General features: G+C 56.6%; 17 protein-coding genes. 11 read left to right on the forward strand and 6 right to left on the reverse strand.

Features of this window, described 5'->3' with window-relative positions; genetic code table 11:
- Positions 1-79 precede the first annotated feature (79 nt).
- Together NTD85_RS00345 and gspH are read right to left on the reverse strand one after the other, a co-directional pair.
- A complete protein-coding gene (locus NTD85_RS00345) occupies positions 80-688 on the reverse strand; it encodes a prepilin-type N-terminal cleavage/methylation domain-containing protein (RefSeq protein WP_262141141.1) in 609 nt (202 codons plus the stop codon).
- The gene (gene gspH, locus NTD85_RS00350) at positions 685-1,137 is read right to left on the reverse strand and encodes a type II secretion system minor pseudopilin GspH (protein ID WP_262141142.1); all 453 of its coding nucleotides are present in this window, start codon (positions 1,135-1,137) and stop codon (positions 685-687) included. The genes NTD85_RS00345 and gspH overlap by 4 nt, the downstream gene beginning before the upstream one ends.
- Before the next feature lie 133 nt (positions 1,138-1,270).
- On the opposite strand from gspH, the gene NTD85_RS00355 reads away from it, so the two are divergent.
- From NTD85_RS00355 to NTD85_RS00365, 3 genes are all read left to right on the forward strand, one after another.
- Complete coding sequence (locus tag NTD85_RS00355; RefSeq protein WP_262141143.1) at positions 1,271-1,702, forward strand: type II secretion system protein N; 432 nt, start codon at positions 1,271-1,273, stop codon at positions 1,700-1,702.
- Positions 1,703-2,053: 351 nt separating this feature from the next.
- Positions 2,054-2,215 (forward strand): hypothetical protein, encoded by a 162-nt coding sequence (locus NTD85_RS00360; protein ID WP_262141144.1) that lies wholly within the window; start codon positions 2,054-2,056, stop codon positions 2,213-2,215.
- The gene (locus NTD85_RS00365) at positions 2,199-2,966 is read left to right on the forward strand and encodes a reverse transcriptase domain-containing protein (protein WP_262141145.1); all 768 of its coding nucleotides are present in this window, start codon (positions 2,199-2,201) and stop codon (positions 2,964-2,966) included. Before NTD85_RS00360 ends, NTD85_RS00365 begins: the two co-directional genes overlap by 17 nt.
- 117 nt (positions 2,967-3,083) lie before the next feature.
- On the opposite strand, the gene NTD85_RS00370 is transcribed toward NTD85_RS00365, so the two are convergent.
- Positions 3,084-5,057, reverse strand: a complete 1,974-nt coding sequence (locus NTD85_RS00370; protein ID WP_131670274.1) for an AAA family ATPase — start codon at positions 5,055-5,057, stop codon at positions 3,084-3,086.
- Positions 5,058-5,727: 670 nt separating this feature from the next.
- Between NTD85_RS00370 and NTD85_RS00375 the strand changes: the two genes are divergently transcribed.
- Complete coding sequence (locus NTD85_RS00375; RefSeq protein ID WP_008087957.1) at positions 5,728-6,087, forward strand: DUF6124 family protein; 360 nt, start codon at positions 5,728-5,730, stop codon at positions 6,085-6,087.
- 157 nt (positions 6,088-6,244) lie between these two features.
- Here the strand turns inward: NTD85_RS00375 and NTD85_RS00380 are convergent, their stop codons facing one another.
- The 3 genes from NTD85_RS00380 to gspI all read right to left on the reverse strand — a co-directional run bounded on the left by NTD85_RS00380 (position 6,245) and on the right by gspI (position 8,474).
- Positions 6,245-6,634: a hypothetical protein gene (locus tag NTD85_RS00380; protein ID WP_262141147.1), complete on the reverse strand. Its 390-nt coding sequence runs from the start codon at positions 6,632-6,634 to the stop codon at positions 6,245-6,247.
- Positions 6,635-6,701: 67 nt separating this feature from the next.
- Entirely contained in the window at positions 6,702-7,985 is a 1,284-nt protein-coding gene (locus tag NTD85_RS00385) for a hypothetical protein (protein ID WP_262141149.1), read from the reverse strand.
- A 111-nt stretch (positions 7,986-8,096) separates the two neighbouring features.
- Positions 8,097-8,474 (reverse strand): type II secretion system minor pseudopilin GspI, encoded by a 378-nt coding sequence (gene gspI / locus NTD85_RS00390; RefSeq protein ID WP_262141151.1) that lies wholly within the window; start codon positions 8,472-8,474, stop codon positions 8,097-8,099.
- 148 nt (positions 8,475-8,622) lie between these two features.
- Here gspI and gspG point away from each other — a divergent pair, with 148 nt between their 5' ends.
- From gspG to gspF, 7 genes are all read left to right on the forward strand, one after another.
- Positions 8,623-9,081: a type II secretion system major pseudopilin GspG gene (gene gspG, locus NTD85_RS00395; protein WP_315975070.1), complete on the forward strand. Its 459-nt coding sequence runs from the start codon at positions 8,623-8,625 to the stop codon at positions 9,079-9,081.
- Positions 9,082-9,089: 8 nt separating this feature from the next.
- Positions 9,090-10,043 (forward strand): type II secretion system minor pseudopilin GspK, encoded by a 954-nt coding sequence (gene gspK / locus NTD85_RS00400; RefSeq protein WP_262141152.1) that lies wholly within the window; start codon positions 9,090-9,092, stop codon positions 10,041-10,043.
- Positions 10,040-11,224: a type II secretion system protein GspL gene (gene gspL, locus NTD85_RS00405; RefSeq protein ID WP_262141153.1), complete on the forward strand. Its 1,185-nt coding sequence runs from the start codon at positions 10,040-10,042 to the stop codon at positions 11,222-11,224. Before gspK ends, gspL begins: the two co-directional genes overlap by 4 nt.
- On the forward strand, positions 11,217-11,765 hold the full coding sequence (locus tag NTD85_RS00410) for a type II secretion system protein M (protein ID WP_262141154.1): 549 nt from the start codon (positions 11,217-11,219) through the stop codon (positions 11,763-11,765). Before gspL ends, NTD85_RS00410 begins: the two co-directional genes overlap by 8 nt.
- Complete coding sequence (gene gspD, locus NTD85_RS00415) at positions 11,762-14,140, forward strand: type II secretion system secretin GspD (RefSeq protein WP_262141155.1); 2,379 nt, start codon at positions 11,762-11,764, stop codon at positions 14,138-14,140. The genes NTD85_RS00410 and gspD overlap by 4 nt, the downstream gene beginning before the upstream one ends.
- Before the next feature lie 671 nt (positions 14,141-14,811).
- Positions 14,812-16,218, forward strand: a complete 1,407-nt coding sequence (gspE, locus tag NTD85_RS00420; RefSeq protein WP_262141156.1) for a type II secretion system ATPase GspE — start codon at positions 14,812-14,814, stop codon at positions 16,216-16,218.
- Positions 16,218-17,429, forward strand: a complete 1,212-nt coding sequence (gspF, locus tag NTD85_RS00425; RefSeq protein WP_226499155.1) for a type II secretion system inner membrane protein GspF — start codon at positions 16,218-16,220, stop codon at positions 17,427-17,429. Before gspE ends, gspF begins: the two co-directional genes overlap by 1 nt.
- The last annotated feature ends 65 nt before the right edge of the window (positions 17,430-17,494 follow it).

Consider the following 17,494-nt stretch of genomic DNA (forward strand, 5'->3'; position numbering starts at 1 on the left):
CCCCCCCCCCCCCCCCCCCCCCCCCCCCCCCCCCCCCCCCCCCCCCCCCCGCTCCCACAGGATTTTGCAGTGATGCTGACTACTCCAGCGGCCCCATCACCTGCCGATACCGCTCCCCCCCCTGCGCCGTCTCCCGCGTCAACCGCACCTCCAACCCCAACGGATCCTCCCGCCGATTCCCACTCAACTGGCGCCACCCCTTATCCACCTCCCAAACCCGCACCTGCACATCACTCACACCCTGCAACACCGCCACCCCAACCCCCGGCGCCGGCAACGGATAACGACTGCGCGCCTCAGCCACCGCCCGATACAACGTATCCCCCTTGACCCACCAGCGCACCCGTTGCAAAGCCCCAGGCTGATCCGCCGCACTGCGAATAATATCCAGCCGAAACCCCTTGCTATCACTGCTCCGCACCGTCAGCGCAGGCGGCGCCGTCGGCGGCTCATCATCCACACCAACCTTCTTCGGCTCACTCAACTCCACACCCGCACGCATATCCACATCACGCTGCAACTGATTCAACGCCCGCAACAAACTGTCGCTCTGCTCACTGCTCGCCTGCAAATGACTGTCCGCCCGCGTCACACTGTCCAGCCCGCGCCACGCAATCAAACTCACCACCGCCATCAGCAGAATCGCGACCATCACCTCGATCAGGGTAAAGCCCCGTTGATCGTTCATTGCACACTGATCCTGCCACTGGCATCGCGCAGCACACTCAGCCGATTGAGCCCATCAGACAAGGTCAATTGCAGCGGCGGATTGATCCACTCGGCGTTGAGCACCACCTTCTGCTTCGGCTCCACCCGCACCTCCAGCTTCGGACTCTGCCAAGTGCGCGGCCGCAACTGCGGGTCATCCTTGAAATGCTCAAACCCCCGACCACCGTCACTGCGCCGACTTAAGCGAAAGCCCTTGCCATCACTCAGCCACACAATCGGCCGACCATCCGCCCGCGCCTCCGCCTGCGCCACCTGCAGCAACTGCGCCACCCGCTCGGCGTCCTTGCGCAGCAACTGCAGCGGATCCGGCTTGATACTCAGACTGATCGCCGCACTGGCAATCCCGATGATCACCAGCACCACCATCAACTCGATCAGCGTAAAGCCCTGTTGCTTGCCCACATTCATCGGTTGCGCGCTCCGTTGCGTCCTGCCCCGTCCCAAAAAAACATACTGCACGGCCAACATGTAAGGCGTGTGAAATAAAACCGTGAGAATTGCCGGGTAGCCTGTCAGCAGGGACTAAAAGGAGATTCAGCCCATGATGCTCACCACCCGCATTTCCCCCCCACAAACCGTCCAGGCCCTCGCACTGCTCGGCGCCCTGGTCGGCGTCGCGACCTGGTCGTCGCTACTCCTGACCTCCGCCGAATCCCACACCCCACCAGCCCCCCCGCAAATGCTCGCGGCGCGTAGTGATAGCCCGGCATTGCAGTGGTTTTCCAACCAGACGGCGCCGGTGGACATCAAGGTGAACGGGGTGATGGCGGGGAGTCGCGGGGCGGTGGCGATTTTGAGTTTGAACGATGGCCCGCCGAGGAGTTTTTTGCAGGGGGAGAGGGTGGGCCCTGGGATGAAGTTGGTGGCGGTGGAGGGGGATGGGGTGGTGATTGAGCAGGGGGGGGAGCGGGTGCGGTTGGGGGTGGAGAGGTTGGGGGAGGGGGTGGAGATGCCGAGGTTGGTCAGGCCGTGATTTGCTGGGTTGAAGTTCGCTATTTTGGCCTTTAGTCGGAAGCCAGAACGGAAAAGCAAGGCGTGTTTGTAACTGCCTTCGACCCGCAGGATTCATTTGAGATACCCGAAAACCGCCAACAACTCTCAGTTCTATGGGCCTGAACGTTACGACGTTGCGGCCTTTCAATGCGAGATGTTAGGATCCAATCTTCCTGGCGACAGGCTGCCACGCAGCGTGTCCCTCATCGCGTCACTATGTGATCTCTGGGTTATCCGATATGACTCGTTTTGTCTCATCGGTCTCCTCGTTGGTTGTAAAGCCATGCGCTTAGCGCTCGGTCAGCCAGGAATTTAGATGAGGTACGTAATCATGAAGAAATTTGATTACAGCCAAGCTCAGAAGCGTATTGAGTTTGCTACCAAGGTCTTCACTTTGGCTACGGTCATTTTGAAGTTCGTGGATGCAGCTCTTCCGCTCTTGAGCGTGGCTTTTAACTATTTCGAGTCTATGTCTGATGCAGAATTCTCATAAATGGCTCAGTAGATTTCGACTAAAATCCAGCACTTGGGTGTATGTCCCAACTTTAGAAACTCTAAAAGAAGGGGCGTTTTTCAAGAAGCTCATTGAGTTAAAATGGTTCCCACCTTCAAATTACTATCACTTGAAAAACGGTGGGCATGTCGAGGCTGTAAAGTGTCACTTGGGCGGGAAATATTTTGTTTGTGTGGATATCAAGAAATTCTTTAATAGCATAAATAGAAGTCGAATAACTCGGGAGCTAAAACCGTATTTCGGATACGAAAAATCTAGAGCTATCGCCATGGAGTCAACGGTTTCTATTCCGCTAGTCGCAGGTCAGATTTTCGCGTTGCCATTTGGTTTTGTTCAGTCGACAATTATAGCGTCTCTATGCTTGAGAAAAAGCTCTCTTGGTAAAACGATTGACTCACTCAATAAGAGTGAGGGCGTGAGAGTAAGTGTTTATGTTGACGATATTATTGTTTCAACACAATGCTTGGAAAAGGCGGAAGCTGCTCTGTTAATGATCCAAAAAAGCGCAGAACGGTCCGGGTTTTTATTGAATCAAGAAAAATCGCAGGGTCCGTGTGATAGTATAACTGTATTTAATATAGAGCTGAGGCAAGGCTTTATGAGTATAGTTGACTGGCGGTTCAATGAGCTTTTATTAAACTACAAAGAGGCGTCAAGCGATAAGCAAAAAAAGGGGATATGGGGGTATGTTAACTCGGTAAGTCCTGTTCAAGCATTAATATTGCTGTAAGCATATTGTCTATTATTTAAGAATGTGGGGTGCACCTCGGAATGTGCGAGTATGTGTGTCTGGTATTAATCGCATTTGTGCTCGCTAACGCTTCTAAAGTAATTGCATCTAAAAAAATCAACCTGCTCTATCAGCTCTGATTCGTTTAAGTCTCGGTTTTGGAGGATACAGAAATTGCTTTATTTCAGTTATCCAATCGGGGCACCTACTTGGGTCAGAGTTCTCTGTGTACGCTAATGCAAACTTTATTTTAAAACCTTCCATGTCAAAAAGTTTTTCTAAAACCAATTTGTCGGAGCTTCTGAGGTTCAAAGCTAGACCAGAGGGAAGGTCGACATCAGTAACCGTCAGCGTTTCTGAAAGCTCTCCAAAAATTTCTTGATATGCCTCGTCCGCTTCAAAAAGAGCCAACGTACTCAAAAACGCCTCAGCATCTAATGAATCCTCAATCTCTGTGGGAGGAAAAAACACTGAGTTGGTCGTATGTACCAAAGTGGTTCTCATTTCCGAGGAGGAATTTAATAGGCGCCGTATGCGTAAGTTATCAATGCCGTCCGAGCCATCAAATTTCTCAAAGCTCTTATCAGTATCAAGCAAAAACAAAACTCTGCCTTCAATGTCGTCCCTGTCAGAGTCTAGTGCCATCACAATATACGCGAAGATTTTTTTGACATTTTTTGCAGCTCCGACCGGTAATATGAACGGACGCTTTGAATCGCCAGAAAAATAATGCTCTAAATAAATTTTATCAGATGAGCCCTCACAAACGACCCATTTATAATCTGCTCCTGTAATAGATGCAATTATTGATTGCACTAAATCATTCATGCCCTTTAGCTCGATATTTGCTGGCAACACCCCGCGGGTTTTTTCTTTAAGTTGCTTGATATCGTCACGAAAGCATCTTAAGTCAATTAGCGGAACTGCTCGTGTTTGCTCTATCTTGGATATATATACAGCTACCCCATTCGATACTATTGGCATAAAGCCATACCAGTGCGTGGTGATAATTGTTTGAACCTTTGCTTCCGATATTTCTTTAAGTTTTTCAAATTGTTCAAAGCAAGCAGAGACATGAAGTGAAAGCTCCGGTTCGTCTATGGCTAGAACGACTTGCTGGGGCCCACCCTGTTCAGCTCTTAACAGAAATCCTCGTGCAACATCGATAAGGGCTTTTCGCTTTTCACCAGAGCTTAAGTTGTTGACTGGTGTGGAATTGTCTCCGTCAATTTTTGTCAAGACTTTCGAGTCAAAAAAAGCTTCAATCACCTTTTCTGTAAAATGGGAGTGATTGAATAATGTTTGTTTTTTTGATGGTTTTTTGTACTCGTACCCTTCTAATACCGAAGCTATTTCATTAAGAAAAGATGTTAAGTCACGATTAATATCCGTTATTGTTTTAGAGCTTATAAAAGCTCGAACGATACTGTCAAGCTTTCGCCCCAGCAGAGCCTGTATTGTTCGTCCTTCAATTTTTGTATAAGACTGAAAATCAATTTCCGATGGCAAATATACATAGCTATAAGTATCTTGGACTAGCTGTAGAAGTGCCTCTGCCTCGCTCTTGCCAATCATGTCGATAAACTTTACGCCTATCTCATCCTCATGTGTCTCAAAAATCGAAAAATAACATTCAGTGGGCGTGTTTACACCATGCTTCAGAAGCCCCATAGGGAACAGGTAGTGAGTCTCGGCGCTGTAGCCTTCTTCGATAAGTAGATCGCGATGTTCACAAAATTGAGTGGCAATCTTTCTATTGGCTGAGTTGAATGATTGGTTGGTTGCTCCCCAAACAAAAGAGCTTGCAACGTCTAAGGCGGATTCGTGTTTAAAGGTATTGGGTAGACGATTTTTTTCAAAAAGAAATACTGGGCATATGAAAGGCTCTCTTGTATCAAAGCCGCTAGTCACAACGATGTGATTGCAATTCCAATCAAAGTTATTGAAGTATGAGTTCAATGCTTCCAGGATAGAGCTTTTTCCAGCACCATTTTCTCCTACTATCGCGCTAAATAATTTGCCTTTAGATAGAGGGATGTAGTTTATATTTTGATAGATTTTGAAGTTTCTTATGAATAATCCGACAATCATTAGTAAATCATCCGCGTTGCTTGTTTATTTATCACCCTAGTCTAATTTTAACTGATGTCAAAACGGTAGCTTGGTCGAAAGCCGTTGGAAACTCGCTTCTGGTCGGCACCAGTGCTGGAAATGATTGAAATTCGAAAGGTAATCAGCGTTAGGTCTCGTGTAATGAAGGCGATGTGCCCAAAAACAGAACTGTTTATTCGTCAGAGATTGACAGTTACGGCTGGTAACCTCGGTGATTTCTTTCCTCTGGTGGGATTAGTAGAGGATAAGGGGACGGATCTATTCAGGGAAACTTGATAGAAAGGGATCTCCCGATAAACGCCAACGTTTAAAAAGACATTTCCAAACACTCTCCCAGGCTACACATCCTTGCGCCTTTGCCTACAGCTACGCCAGAATCCGCCGGCTTGTGCGCTTTTGGGTCGGATTCTATTGTGGTCCGGTCGCTGACGAATCAGCGATCGGGTTTGGTAGCCCGGCTTAGACTTGGCGCATAGCGTCACCCGATACAGGCCCTTTTGGGGCTGTGTATTTATGGTGGCCATGCGCAGGGCGTCTTCGGGCGCGCCGGTTCTCCAAGTCACCGGTCTACCAACCTTCGTATGGCCACCACCCCTTCGTTTGGTAGCGAAAGATGATGGCTCCTTTTCTATGATTTGGAGATTCACTCATGATCAAACCAACACCCAACCCGCCCGAAACAGCCTCGGTTTCCCCCTACGAATCCATCGACTCAAAAAAACTCCACGAAGCCGCCGACCGCGCGCTCGACCATTATCTCTGTCCACCCGGTTCCACGCCGCCCCCACGTAAAAACCGTGGGATGTACGCCGTGACGGCGGACAACAAAACCGAAGAGCTGCTGGTCGATGCCAGTGCAACACTCGCTTCGGCCAAAACCATCGCCCAGAACGTCTCCAGCCTGTTGCCGGCATCGCAGCGCCATGCGTTGGCGGGGATTGCGCAGTTGATCATGCTCGGGGAGTTGGCGGTGAATCGGGCGTTGGATAATTTGCAATTGCCGGAGTAATGCGGGTGTCGGGATCATCTGGTGATTGATCGGGTGTTCATTCTGGCGCCTTCGCGAGCAGGCTCGCTCCCACAGGGTTTTATGCTGATTGCAAATGCTGTGTACGACGCTGAAACCTGTGGGAGCAGTTGATTATTACCGTGCCGTCTTCGTGTGGTTATTGAGGCGCTTCAGGGCATTCACGGGTCCATCGCGTCACCGTCATGGCATTGAATTGCTCTCCGAGGGTATCGATGCGTAGGCAAGTTCCTTTCTTCGCGTAGTACAAGATGCAGCGCGAGCTATCAAACGAGCAGGTATCCAGTTCGAAGAAACTACGTGTAGCCAGCTCCTTCTCCACGCCACTGTATTCATAGCCGTCGCTGGTGTGCATCCGCGTCGGCTTCCAGCCTTGTTTGACTAGCTTGGATTTGGCCGCAGCCAAACGCTCACCGACGACGATCCCCGCTGGCCCACGCTCGTCGTTTGGCGCCTGTGAAGCGTCGGCGAACGTTGCGCTGATACGCATGCAATAAAATGCGACAAGTACGAAGGTTGTAGCCTTCATTTGGCAGTTCCTCGAGCCACGCCCCCAAAGGAAAATTATCCTCAAGTAATGCTTCAAAGTTACAGGTCTATTGCTGTGTTAGATTCTCTGCAGCATTGTGAGCGCTCATTACTTTTTCATAGTGGGGGCGCTGTTTTAACCAGCGATCGCACAAATGGCAATAGTTGGCAATGATGGAAAGTGTATCTAGCGCTTCATTGAAGTCAGGTTTTGGATCCTTGTCGTATTCCTCCATAAGTGCCTGGAGGTCGAGTCTTGGGGCGAATTCGGTGTTGCTTGGGTTTGAGGTGAAGACCCAGTCAAGAATGTCTATTTGATGCTGTGCATCTTTCCTGAGCTCTAGATGGTTAGCAAACCATGTGTTGATATCCATTTCTGTTGGAGTAAGTGGTAAAGCCCTCGCCAGCTCTTCAATTTTTTTCATTAAAAATAGCAACTGGTTCAACGCTTTATCGGCTGCATTATTATGATGTTTTACGATTTCGCAGGTTTTAACGAAAAGCTTTACCTGCTTGCCAGCGGCCGGGCCGTCCTCATGAAGGAATGTGGACTTGGCTCTCGGCTCCAGAAAATAATGACGCCATGAGGCGCTGATATGTTCGATGGAAATGTCGGTCTTTGGAGAGTCCGCCATCCGCAGGGTGATAGGGATCAAGTCACCCTTTGCAGCGTCAATGAGATTCGTCATGCCCTCTAATTGGTCAATTAACTTATGAAACTGTTTACTAAAATCGAACGCCTGCTTAGTTGTTGCAGCGACATAGTTGTCTATATTATGGGTGGCGAGAGTCATGGGGTAAGCCGTCTCATCAGAGTAGTGACTTGTTCCAATTTTGACTTCACAAAGCGGGCGGCGAATCCAATCTGGGTTCGACCTTGTAAAAGTGTGGATGTCTATTGGAAGCGTTTTACGGCTCAATTTTTCTGAGCATTGTAGTTTGCAATCTTGATAAATTTGCGCAATGAACTGAGAACAAACCATGCCTTCGTTATCTGAAAATGTTGATTCGTTACCTATCAATGCTGTTAATTTGTATTTTTGTCCGTAGTAATAATATGCTCGCTGAATCAGACCGTTAATAGTCACGTTGTCTACCGTTCTATGTCTGAGCAACAAAGAATTGGCAACGTCGTAGGTGTGACGCACATCATCCCATAGACGCAGGGTTATTCCGATGCGTGGATTTGCATCCATGATCATGTTTAGCCCAGTCACTACTGCGACATGTGAATAGCTCGATCTTTGTAACCGTGTGATCGACTGAATCGTCATGTTGGGCTTGGTTAGCAGGCTCTTTCCTCTCAGCAGCAGGATGTCACCAAGCTGAGGCAAGTCGTGATCAAAATCCATGAGGCTCGTCCTGATCCAAAAGGTGTCGATAGGGCACGGAAAACGCGGTCCTATATACTTTCAGAAAACAGGTTTTCAGGAAATCGATGAACAGCTCAATCGCTAATGGCGTCAGTCCCGTGGCCTGCTCAGTAATGTCTCAAGCTTGGCCAACGGCGGCGCATCCTGGCTGCGGTCGAATACTTGGATGCCGATTTTTAGCAATCGACCATTCTCTGCCGCTGCGATTACCTGTTCGCAGCGCAGCAACAACCGCCCCTGATCACATTCCAGCGCTTTCATACCCATCGGCAACTTGCCTTCCAACCGCAACTCCGCCATGCGACTCTGCGCCGCAATCATCGCCACCGAACGATCCCGCAAAATCCCACTGCTCTGCGTCATCAACCCCGCCACGCGCACAGCCGCCGACATCGCCACAGCAATGATCGCCAGCGCCACCAGCACCTCAATCAAGGTGAAACCCGCTTCTCGGGAACACGCGCGCATAAATGGCCCAAAACCAAAACACAGCCCTCGACCCTAACCCGCGTCCTTGACGGCTTGACGACGAAAACTCCCGAGGATTTTCAACATCCCTGACATATCTTCTTGCAACACTGCGCGTCGAATCGAATCAAGCCAAGGGAATGTCGAGATGGATATCGCGCAGTTCAAACAGCCCGGACGACCGAGCCGGATGCCCCGTGGGCAGCAGGGTTTTACCCTGATCGAGATCATGGTGGTGGTGGTGATTCTCGGGATTCTGGCGGCGATGGTGGTGCCCAAGGTGCTCGATCGGCCGGATCAGGCGCGGGCCACGGCGGCGAAGCAGGATATTGGCGGTTTGATGCAGGCGCTGAAGTTGTATCGCCTCGATCATGGCAGTTATCCGAGCATGACTCAGGGTTTGAAAGTGCTGGTGGAGCGGCCGGCGGATGCGAAGAACAGTAACTGGCGTTCGTACCTGGAGCGTTTGCCGAATGACCCGTGGGGTCGTCCTTATCAGTACCTCAACCCCGGCGCGAATGGCGAGATCGATATCTTTTCCCTCGGTGCCGACGGTCAGCCTGACGGCGACGGCGTGAATGCCGATATCGGTTCCTGGCAGCTGTAAGGCCGGTGATGAATAGCCAATCGAACCAGCAGGGGATGGCGATCATCAGCGCGCTGTTGATTGCGGCGGTGGTCGCGGTGATTGCGGCGGGGATGTTGACCCGGCAGAGCGTTTCGACTCGTGCGCTGGAGGCGGATCAGCAGCGGGTGCAGGGGCGCTGGGTGTTGCACGGTGGTCTGGAGATCAGCCGGCAATTGCTCTGGGATGCGCGGCAGCGTGATCCGTTGACCCGGCTCGATCAGCCGTGGGCGCAGCGCTTGAGTGCGCAGGGTTTCGAGGGGCGGCTGGAGGATGAGCAGGGCAAGTTCAACCTGCGCAATCTGGTGGCCAACGAGCGTGTCGATGAGGCGCAGGTGCAGGCGTTTCAGCGGCTTTGCGAGTTGATCGGCGTCAGCGCTGGGTTGAGTCAGCGCATCAGTCAGCGGGTGATTGGCTCTTATCCGTACCTGTTGAATCCGCAGATCGCCGAAAACACCGCAAGCAAAAACGCCTTTGACAGTGGCCGCGCCACGTCGCCGAATGCGTCGCGCAAACCGCAGAATCCGAAGTTGCCGATGCTGCGCAGTATTGATGACTTGCGCAGCGTCGAGGGCGTGAATGAGACGGTCATCGGCAAACTGGCGCCGTATCTCACGGTAATTCCGGCGACCACTTGGCTCAATGGCAATACCGCCACTGCGCCGGTGTTGGCCGCGTATGTGCCGGGGTTGTCGCTGGAGCGCGCGCAGGCGCTGATCAATGAGCGCGATGCCGGGCGCTGGTTCATCAACCGTGGCGATTTCGTCAACCGCTTGCGCATGCCGCAACTGGAGCTGACCAGCGTCAAGGTCGGTATCACCAGCGACTGGTTTCGTCTGCGTGGCGAGGCGCGGCGTGATCAGCGCCGAGTCAGTCTCGATGCGTTGCTGCACCGCAGCGAGGATCGTCTGCCGCAGGTGATCTGGTCGCGGGTGGGCGTATGAGTCAGTTGCGTGTGAGTTTGCCGCCACTGGCGGGGTTGAGTCTCGACAGTGAGATGGATTGTGCGTGGCTGGACCGGCAGGGGCAGGTCATTCGTGAGCAGCGTCTGACCTTTACTCAACTGGGGCAGCTACCGAAGCAGCCAGCGCTGAGCGCTTTTCTGCACCCGGCGGACAGCCTGCTGGCGAGCATCGACTTGCCGCCGCTGCCGGCGAACAAGACCGCCGCAGCCGTGCAATGCGCTGCGCAGGCCTTGATGCTCGGCGATAGCAACGACATGTACATCGCTCATAGTCCACGGGACGAAGCGGGGCAGGTGCAGATCGCCTGGGCGCCGCATCAGCATTTGCTGCACTTGGGGCAACTGCTGAAACAGGTCGGTCTGAATCTGCGCGGTCTGTACCCGGCGGCGTACAGCTTGCCGGTGCTGCCGGGCACGGTGGCCTGTCGGCAGGACGGCCATTTGTTGCTGCGCGAAAGCGTGCAGGTGGCGCGGGTGCAGCCGCTGTTCGACGAGGAGATTGGCGATTGGCTGCTGACCTGCGGCACGCCGCTGCACTGGATCGGTTCTGCACCGCCGCCGCAAGCGCAATTGCCGATGGCCGAGGCGCAGCGCTGGACCGGGCCGTTGCCCGGTTGGGGTCTGCAGGGTGCGGTGCAACAGCAGCGCGGCGAGCATCGCGGTTGGGGCCGGGCGCTGGGGCTTTGCGCATTGGCGGTGGCGGTGTGGGTCATCGGCTTGAACCTGTATGCCGCCCGTGAAGCCAGTCAGGGCCAGCAGCTCAAGGCGCAGATGGCGCTGCGGGTGAAGCAGGCCTTTCCCGAGTTGCCGGTGATCCTCAATCCGCTGCAGCAGGCGCGTCAGCAATTGGCGGCGCGGCAGAAGGGCGCGGCGGAGGACCCGGCGCAGCCGTTCAATCGGTTGGTGTTGCAGGCCGGCAGTGGCATGCCGTTCATGGCCGGCACGGTCGAGCGCCTGATGTTTGTCGATGGCAGCTTGCAGTTGAGCCTGCTGGCCGATGCCCGGCGCAGTGCCAATGACAAGGACAAGGATTGGCAAGCCGCATTGGCCCAGGTCGGGATCAGTGCGACGGCTGACGATGAAGGCTGGCTGCTGCGCCCGAGCGACGAAGTCACCACTCCCGATGACAGCACCGACGACAGCGGAGCAGAAGATGAATAAGGCATCGCTCGCGGTTTACCGCGCCCGCTGGCAGGGTTTCAGCGCGCAGCTTCAAGTCCGCTGGCAGGCGCTGGCCCTGCGCGAAAAACGCATGGTCGGCGGCATGGCTGCGGTGCTGCTGGCGCTGTTGGTGTGGGTCGCGCTGATCCAGCCGCCGCTGAAAAAAATCACTTACTGGCAAGCCGAAACGCCGAAGCTGCGTGCGCAGACCGAAGCGCTGGAAGTGCTGTTGCGCGAGGTCAGCGTGCGTCCGCAGGGGCAAAGCATCGAGCAGTCTCTTGAGCAGACGCTACAGGCTGCCGGTCTGGCCGGGCACTATCAATTGCAGGCCGGGGAGACTGGCGCTTGGCAACTGACGTTCGACGCGGCGCCGGCCGATGCCGTGCTCGACTGGCTGTTGAGCACCCCGGCACAGCTTTCTCTGCAAGTGGTCGAGGCCCGTCTGCAACGCGCCGACAACGCTTCGACCGAAGTCACCGCCGGCACATTGTCAGGCACCGTTCGCATGGATCAGGCGCTGGGCGCTAAGGAAGCTTCATGAAGGGGTCAGGATCCAAACCGGCGCGCATGGCGTTGCCGATGCTGCTGATGGCGTTGAGCGCGTGCAGCAACACCACCACGCCGCCAAATCAGCCGCCGTTGCTGGTGGACAGCGAACTCGGCCGCCCATTGGCCAACACCCAACGCAGCGGCGATGCGCTGCTCGATCGTCAACGCGCCCAGGCGCAAGCAGCGCCGCAACCACGGCAGATGCACAACATCACTGAGCGTGCGCGCAGTGGCGCTGCTCCGCGCAGTAGCACGCTGGCGAGCAACCCGTTGGGTGATCAGCCGGTGACGCTGAATTTTGTCGATGCCGATGTTCAAGCGGTGGTGCGTGCGCTGTCGCGCTCGACCGGTCAGCAGTTTCTGGTCGACCCTCGGGTCAAGGGCAGCCTGACGCTGGTGTCGGAAGGTCAGGTGCCGGCGCGCCAGGCTTACGACATGTTGCTGGCGGCGTTGCGCATGCAGGGCTTCAGCGTGGTCGATGTCGGTGGCGTCGCGCAGGTGGTGCCGGAGGCCGATGCGAAACTGCTCGGCGGCCCGATCTACAGCGCCGACAAACCGGCCGGCAACGGCATGCTCACGCGCACCTTTCGCCTGCAATACGAGAACGCGGTGAACCTGATTCCGGTGCTGCGCCCGATCGTATCGCCGAACAATCCGATCAATGCCTACCCGGGCAACAACACTATCGTCGTCACCGATTACGCCGAGAACCTGACCCGCGTCGCCCAGTTGATCCAGACCATCGACAGCCCGAGCGCGATCGACACCGACGTGGTGCAGATCCAGAACGGCATCGCCGCCGACATCGCGCCGATGGTCGCGGATCTGCTCGACGCGCCGGGCAACGACCCGACGCAGAAAATCGCGGTGATCGGCGACCCGCGCTCCAACACCATCATCATCCGCGCCGGCAGCCCCGAGCGCACCGAGCTGGCGCGCAATCTGATCTACAAACTCGACAACGCGCAGAGCAATCCGAGCAACCTGCATGTGGTTTATTTACGTAACGCGCAAGCGGCGAAACTGGCGCAGGCGTTGCGCGGGCTGCTCACCGGCGAGAGCGACAGTGGCACCAGCGACAGTGCGCGCTCGGTGCTCAGCGCCATGGGCAGCAACGGCAACAATGGCGGGTCGAGTGCGCAGAGCGGCACGCAAACCAGTGGCAACACCTCGACCACCTCAAATACCGGCAGCACCGGCGGCAGTTACGCGCCGGGCAGCAGTGCGACCAGTAGCGCCGGCAAACAGGCCAGTGAACAGAACGTCGCGTTCAGCGCCGGCGGGGTGACGATTCAGGCCGACGCCACCACCAACACCTTGCTGATTTCTGCGCCGGACCCGTTGTATCGCAACCTGCGCGAGGTGATCGACCTGCTCGACCAGCGCCGTGCGCAAGTGGTGATCGAGAGCCTGATCGTTGAGGTCGGCGAGGACGATGCCAGCGAGTTCGGCGTGCAGTGGCAGACCGGCAATCTCGGCGGCAAAGGCGTGATCGGTGGGGCGAACCTCGGTGGGTCAGGGATCAATCTCAACGGCAAGACCAGTCTCGACGTGCTGCCGCAAGGCTTGAACGTCGGCTACGTCAACGGCACGGTCGACATTCCCGGCATCGGCAAGATCCTCGACCTCAAAGTGCTGGCCCGGGCGTTGAAGAGCAAGGGCGGCACCAACGTGCTGTCGACGCCAAACCTGCTGACCCTGGATAACGAAGCGGCTAGCATTTTTGTCGGCCAGACCATTCCGTTTGTCAGTGGCAGCTACGTTACTGGCGGCGGTGGCACCAGCAACAACCCGTTCCAGACCGTGACCCGTGAAGAGGTGGGTTTGAAGTTGAATGTGCGGCCACAGATTTCCGAGGGCGGGACGGTCAAGCTTGATATCTATCAGGAGGTCAGCAGCATCGACGAGCGTGCTTCGGCCAGTGCGGCATCGGCGGGCATCGTCACCAACAAACGGGCGATCGACACCAGCATCCTGCTCGACGACGGCCAGATCATGGTGCTCGGCGGCTTGCTCCAGGACGGCTACAGCCAGAGCAACGAAGCGGTGCCATGGCTGGGAACCCTGCCGGGAATCGGCGCGCTGTTTCGCAACGAACGCCGGGCGATCACCAAGACCAACCTGATGGTGTTCCTGCGCCCGTACATCATCCGCGACAGCGAAGCGGGGCGCAGCATCACCCTCAACCGCTACGACTTCATGCGCCGCGCCCAGGGCGGGCTGCAACCGGAACGCAGCTGGGCAATGCCGGACATGCAGGCGCCGCAGTTGCCGACGGCGGCGCAGGGGGTTCCGAGTTCGGTTCCGGCTTCGGGACCCCGTGCGACCATCAAAGCTGTGCCGATCGAAGGGAGCACACGCTTTTGAATCCCACCCTCAATCTGAGAAGTAACCCTGTAGTGAGGGGATTTATCCCCGATGGGCAGCGAAGCGGCCCTAAAACCTATGCATGCGGTCAGCCAGATGTATTCGGATGTCAGGTTTCGGGGCTGCTGCGCAGCCCATCGGGGATAAATCCCCTCACCACAGGAACACCTCCAGGCAGAGAGATTGGGGAGGTTTTGAGATGAGTGCGCTTCCCTGCGCTTGGTCCAAGGCCATGAACTCGGCCCGCAAGCTGAAAAACATTCCTGTGGCGAGGGAGCTTGCTCCCGCTGGGCTGCGCAGCAGACCTAAAACCTGCTACCCCATTCTTCCAGATACACCCTGCATGCCGGATTTACGGGGGCTTCGCCCCCGAGCGGGAGCAAGCTCCCTCGCCACACAAACATGTACAGACCCTGGAGTTGGGGAGGTTTTGAGATGAGTTCGCTTCGCTGCGCTTGGGCCAAGGCCATGAACTCGGCCCGCAAGCTGAAAAACATTCCTGTGGCGAGGGAGCTTGCTCCCGCTGGGCTGCGCAGCAGACCCAAAACCTGCTACCCCATTCTTCCAGATACACCCTGCATGCCGGATTTACGGGGGCTTCGCCCCCGAGCGGGAGCAAGCTCCCTCGCCACAAAAACATGTACAGACCCTGGAGTTGGGGAGGTTTTGAGATGAGTTCGCTTCCCTACGCCTGGGCCAAGGCCCAGCGCATTCTGTTGTGCGACGGCGTGCTGACCGTGTGTCCATCGACGCCGGGCTGGTCAATCAGTGAGGTGCGGCGCCAGTTCGGTGAAACCTCGCTCAAGCGCGTGCGCGATGACGAGCTCGACGGCTTGCTCGCCACCGCCTATGCCGACACCGGCAGCGCCGCCGCTGTGGTCGGTGCGGCAGAGAACGAAGTCGATCTCGACCGGCTGATGCAGGACATGCCGGAAATCACCGATCTGCTCGACACTCAGGACGGCGCGCCGGTGATCCGCATGATCAACGCCTTGCTCACACAGGCCGCGCGGGACGAGGCCAGCGACATTCACATCGAACCGTTCGAAACCCATTCGGTGGTGCGCTACCGCGTCGACGGCACCCTGCGTGATGTAGTCTCGCCGCGCAAGGCGTTGCACGGTGCGCTGGTGTCGCGGATCAAGATCATGGCCCAGCTCGATATCGCCGAAAAACGCTTGCCGCAGGACGGCCGTATCGCGCTGCGTGTGGCTGGGCGGTCGATTGATATTCGCGTGTCGACCGTGCCCACCGGGCATGGCGAACGCGTTGTCATGCGCTTGCTCGACAAGCAGGCCGGGCGCCTGCATCTGGAAACCTTGGGCATGGACGCGCAGGTGCTGGCCAAACTCGATCATTTGATCCGCCAGCCCCACGGCATCGTGCTGGTCACCGGCCCCACCGGCAGCGGCAAGACCACCAGCCTGTACGCTGCGCTGGCGCGCCTGGATGCCAGCACCAGCAACATCCTCACCGTCGAAGACCCGGTGGAATACGACCTGCCGGGGATCAGCCAGATTCAGGTCAACGCCAAGATCGACATGACCTTCGCCCTGGCCTTGCGGGCGATTCTGCGCCAGGACCCGGACATCATCATGATCGGCGAGATCCGCGATCTGGAAACTGCACAAATCGCCGTGCAGGCGTCGCTCACCGGTCACCTGGTGTTGGCGACGCTGCACACCAACGACGCGGTGTCAGCGGTCAACCGTTTGATCGACATGGGTGTCGAACCGTTTCTGCTGGCCTCGTCGATGCTTGGAGTGCTGGCCCAGCGGCTGGTGCGACGCCTTTGCAAAGCGTGCAAACAGGAAGACCCTGCGGCACCTGGCACATGGCGACCGGTGGGTTGCCCAGCGTGCAATCACACCGGCTACAGCGGCCGTACCGGCATCCACGAATTGTTCTGCATCGACGACGACATCCGCACCCTGATTCACCAAGGGGCAGGGGAGCAGGCCTTGCGTGCGGCGGCGTCAAAGGCCGGGATGTTCAGCCTGCGCGAGGACGGCGAGCGCTGGATTCGCAGCGGTGCCACCGCGCCTGAAGAAATTCTCCGTGTGACCCGGGACGCCTGATGAATCGCTATCGTTTTGAAGCCGCCGACGCCACCGGCAAAATCGAGTCCGGGCATCTGGAAGCGGACAGTCAGGGCGCTGCGTTTGGCGTGCTGCGCAGCCGTGGTTTGACTGCATTGTCGGTGCACAAGGAGAGCAACGTCGCCCAGCATGGCGGCGGTGGTCTGTTCAGTGCGCGCCTGTCGGATAACGATCTGGCCTGGGCCACCCGGCAATTGGCGAGTCTGCTCGGGGCCAGCCTGCCGCTCGAAGCGGCACTCAGCGCAACGGTGGAGCAGGCCGAGAAAAAACATATCGCCCATACCCTCAGCGCGGTGCGTGCCGACGTGCGCAGCGGCATGCGTCTGGCCGAGTCATTGGCCGCACGGCCACGGGATTTTCCGGAGATCTACCGCGCGCTGATCGCCGCCGGGGAGGAATCCGGTGATCTGGCGCAGGTGATGGAGCGACTGGCGGATTACATCGAGGAGCGCAATAACCTGCGCGGCAAGATCCTGACTGCGTTTATCTATCCGGGGGTGGTCGGGCTGGTGTCGATCGGCATCGTGATTTTCTTGCTCAGTTACGTGGTACCGCAGGTGGTCAGTGCGTTTTCCCAGGCGCGTCAGGACTTGCCGGGGCTGACGTTGGCGATGCTCACCGCCAGTGATTTCATTCGGGCGTGGGGCTGGTTATGTGCGGCGCTGATCGCGGGTGCTTTCTGGAGCTGGCGCCTGTACCTGCGCAATCCGGCGGCACGTTTGAGTTGGCATCATCGGGTGCTGAAATTGCCGCTGATCGGACGTTTCGTCCTGGGCCTGAACACCGCACGCTTTGCCTCGACGCTGGCGATTCTCGGCGGTGCCGGCGTGCCGTTGTTGCGCGCGCTGGAGGCGGCGCGGCAGACGCTGTCCAATGATCGCCTGAGTCTGAGTGTCAGCGACGCCACGGCCAAGGTTCGCGAAGGGGTGAATCTTGCGGCGGCGCTGCGGGTGGAGAACGTATTTCCGCCGGTATTGATTCACCTGATCGCCAGCGGCGAGAAAACCGGCGCACTGCCACCGATGCTCGAACGGGCGGCGCAGACTCTGTCGCGAGATATCGAACGGCGGGCAATGGGCATGACCGCGTTGCTGGAGCCGCTGATGATCGTGGTGATGGGCGGGGTGGTGCTGGTGATTGTGATGGCGGTGTTGTTGCCGATCATTGAGATCAATCAACTGGTCCAGTAGTGGTGTGCCTGAGGGTTTGAGGTTGTCTGGACTGGCCTCTTCGCGAGCAAGCCCGCTCCCACAGG

The organism is Pseudomonas sp. 13B_3.2_Bac1 (assembly GCF_025466205.1).
GTDB lineage: Bacteria > Pseudomonadota > Gammaproteobacteria > Pseudomonadales > Pseudomonadaceae > Aquipseudomonas > Aquipseudomonas fluorescens_H.